Source organism: Cupriavidus sp. MPR-AND1C (genome assembly GCF_058809705.1).
Genome location: NZ_JBXASU010000190.1, coordinates 1 through 1975, shown reverse-complemented (window position 1 = coordinate 1975; position 1975 = coordinate 1). Strand labels below are relative to the sequence as shown.

Sequence of the window (1975 nt, the reverse complement as noted above, 5' to 3'; positions counted from 1 at the left end):
GAGGGGGAATATCTGGTAGCGGATGCGTTGATGGGGTGATCGTCGGGTTGCCGTCGGTGGTGCCTGGGAGCGGCATGCCCGGTTGCCGGCAGGACGCGGACCACCCGGCGCAAGTTTCCGCAACCGTGCAGAGACGGCAGCACAGTGGCTGAATTGACTTTGTAAGGAATATTCCTTACCATCAATTCCGCTATCCGGAGACTCAGCATGCACGACATCCACGAAGTGGCTACCTTGACTTCCAAAGGGCAACTCACGCTCCCCAAGCCCATCCGGCAAGTACTTGGCGTGGACGCTGGCGGAAAAGTGGCGTTCGATCTACGTGATGGAGAGGTCGTCGTCACGCGCGCCGATGCGCAGCACGATGACCCGGCGATCGGTGCTTTCCTGCGCCTTCTGGAAGCCGATATCCGTGCGGGGCGACACCTGCGGACGCTGCCGGAAGATCTGGCTCACGCCATGCTGGCAAACGCCGGGCATGGGGAGAGGCTGGATCAGGACATCGACGGCGACGTGGAGCTCTGATGCAACGTCATGGCTGGACGCTACTGTTTCATGAGGGGGTGATCGAGCAACTGCGCAAGTTGCACGGGGCGGCGCAGCGCGCGCAACAGAATGACCCAATTGGATTCGATCGCAATGCCAACGTCAAACTGTTCCGTGCCTTGAGCCAATTGATATTGGATGTTGTGCCCGGAGACCCTTCGCGGGAAGAGTTTCGGCAAGGCAATACCCTTGGCGAGGCATACCGGCACTGGCGGCGGGCGAAAATCGGGCGCAGGTTCCGTCTGTTCTTCCGCTACGATTCTCGCTCGAAGGTGATCGTGTTCGCCTGGGTGAACGATGAGCAGACCCTGCGCTCCGCGGGCAGCAAGTCGGATCCTTACGCGGTCTTTGAGAAAATGCTCGGGCGGGGAAATCCGCCGGATGATTGGGCCGTACTGGTCGCGGCGAGTCGTACCGAGTGGGGTGCGGCCGGGAAATGAGCATCGGTTCGGCCTATGGACCTATGGGCCGATGAGGTGAGTCGATCCGATCCGAACGGCGGCTTGGGCCGTCAACTCCGCATTATCCGCATCACGGCTCGATGCCGACACCCTGCAACCACGAAGCCATGTCGTTCACGACGTCGGCCATACGGCTGCGTCCATCGGGCCCGAACAACCGGTGGTCCAGCGCCGGGTAGGTCTTGTAGGTAATGTTGCGCTTGCCTGCCTGATGGAGCCTGGCCACCATGGCCAGGACGGCATCGGGTGACGCGGACTCGTCGGCGCCGGACTGGATGATCAGCGTCGGCGATCTGCTCGTGCGCAGCACGGCTAGCTGATCCGTGGCGAGCGAGTCGCGCCACCAGCGGTAGCCGTGGTCGCTGGCCGTTATTCTCGCCTGTGCCTCGGGCGTGGCGGTGCGGATATGGCGGGCGAAACCGCGCATGCTCCGCATTGATGCAGCCTTCTCTTGCGCGGAGCCGGGCGCGCTGGCGATGCTGTACAGCAGGTCGTCGAGGAACCACTGGCCACCGCCATTGAAGGCGATGGTTGCCGCGATGCGATCCGAGCGAGCCGCCAGCAGGTGCGCGACCACAGCCCCTTCGCTGCCGCCGAGGGCGACTACCTGGCGGTAGGCGTGCTGGCGCAGCACGTCGGCGATGACGGTGTCCAGATCCGAGGCGCGTTGCACCGGGCTGTCGTGGCGCAGATAGGCGGGCGGGCAATCCGCGCGTTCGGTATCGTTGCTGTAGGGCAAGCTGGCATCGATGCCGTACTTCTCTACCGTCAGTACGTCGGCAGCGGGCATTACCTGCAGCATGTAGCGGCGAATTGCCTCGACCCGGGTTACGCTATTGCAGTCGGAACCCTGGATCACCACGAGCAATTGGTCCGCGTGCCTGGAGGTATCTCGCACGCTGAGGTAGTAGCGGATCCGTGAGCCGTGCTCGCGTTCTACGTCGCGGCTCATCTCTCCCGCACCCACC

The 1975-nt window shown here is 63.2% G+C and carries 3 protein-coding genes; 2 read left to right on the top strand and 1 reads right to left on the bottom strand.

Translation table 11 applies throughout. From position 1 onward, the window contains the following. Positions 1-207: 207 nt before the first annotated feature. Complete coding sequence (locus tag AC1RWI_RS37930) at positions 208-525, top strand: type II toxin-antitoxin system PrlF family antitoxin (RefSeq protein WP_043355988.1); 318 nt, start codon at positions 208-210, stop codon at positions 523-525. After that, entirely contained in the window at positions 525-986 is a 462-nt protein-coding gene (locus tag AC1RWI_RS37925) for a type II toxin-antitoxin system YhaV family toxin (protein ID WP_043355986.1), read from the top strand. The genes AC1RWI_RS37930 and AC1RWI_RS37925 overlap by 1 nt, the downstream gene beginning before the upstream one ends. 91 nt (positions 987-1077) lie before the next feature. Here AC1RWI_RS37925 and AC1RWI_RS37920 read toward each other — a convergent pair. Further along, on the bottom strand, positions 1078-1975 hold an 898-nt coding region (locus tag AC1RWI_RS37920), incomplete at its 5' end, for an alpha/beta hydrolase (RefSeq protein ID WP_492870873.1).

Bases quoted from the DNA above. Each gene is read 5' to 3' on its own strand.
- AC1RWI_RS37930 (WP_043355988.1), top strand. From the start codon at position 208: ATGCACGACATCCACGAAGTGGCTACCTTGACTTCCAAAGGGCAACTC.
- AC1RWI_RS37925 (WP_043355986.1), top strand. From the start codon at position 525: ATGCAACGTCATGGCTGGACGCTACTGTTTCATGAGGGGGTGATCGAG.